General features: G+C 71.7%; 1 protein-coding gene. It reads left to right on the top strand.

Annotated features, from left to right (window positions below; all coding sequences use genetic code 11):
• On the top strand, positions 1-1,030 hold a 1,030-nt coding region (locus AC01Y6_RS10505), incomplete at both ends, for an exodeoxyribonuclease VII large subunit (RefSeq protein WP_476671473.1).

Here is a 1,030-nt window from a genome sequence, read left to right as displayed (position 1 = left end):
TGAAGCCGCAGCATTCACCCCAGACCCCTTTCCCCCTGACCCCGGGCCAGCTCCTCCAGGGGCTTCAAGCGCTCTTCGCCAGGGAGGTCTTCCGCCGCTTCCTGGAGGAGGGCCCCTACCTGGTGCGGGGGGTGTTCGAGGGCCAACCGCAAAAGCTCTACGGGGGCTTCTACTACGGGGACCTGAAGGGAGAGGGGGCCTCCATCCGCCTCAAGGTGCCGGCTGGGATCCTCCTCGCCGGGGGGAAGGCCTACGTCCTCTCCGTGAGCCCGGAGCTCAACCAAAACGGCAGGCCCCCCCTCGTCCTCTTCCGGGTGGAGGCCCTCCTCGAGGAAGGGGAGGCCCCTCCCGCCTCCGGGGTCCAGCTCCCCCGGAGGAGCCGGGACAGGGTGGACGTGCGGGGCCTCCTCCTGGGCCTCCTCCGCAAGGGGGAGACCCCCGCTTTGGCCCTGGTCCTCGGGGAGACGGGCATCGTGGACCGGGACGTGGAGGCCTCCTTGGGAAGCGCCCGGGACCGCTACCGGCTGGACCGGAAGCGCGTGAACCTCACCGATCCCTGGGCCGTGGCGGAGGCCCTGAGGCGGGCCGCGGAGGGCCCCTACCACCTGGTGGCCCTGGTCCGGGGAGGCGGGGAGGGGCTTGAGGCCCTGGACCGCCCCGAGGTGTGGGAGGCGGTGGCCTCCTGCCCCAAGCCCGTGGTGGTGGCCCTGGGCCACGCGGCGAACACCCTCTGGGTGGAGGGCCTGGCGGACGCCGCCTTCCCCACGCCCACGGCCCTGGGGCACTTCCTCAAGGAGGCGGTGGAAGCGGTGGAGCGGGAGAAGGAGGCTGCCAAGCTCTCCGACCTCCTGGAGAGGGCCCAGGTGGAGGCCAGGGCGGCCCAGGCGGAACGGGACCGGCTCAAGGAAAAGCTTGCGCAACTGGAGCGGGAGCCTGCCTTCCTTCAACACGAGGTGGCCCGCCTGAGGCGGAGCCTTGCCCTGTGGCGGTGGGCGGCCCTTCTGGCAGTGGCAGTAGCGGTTTTGCTCTT

The sequence above is a fragment of the Thermus sp. genome (assembly GCF_056332225.1).
Note: the sequence above shows the minus strand (reverse complement) of the source record. Positions and strands in the feature narration are given on the sequence as shown.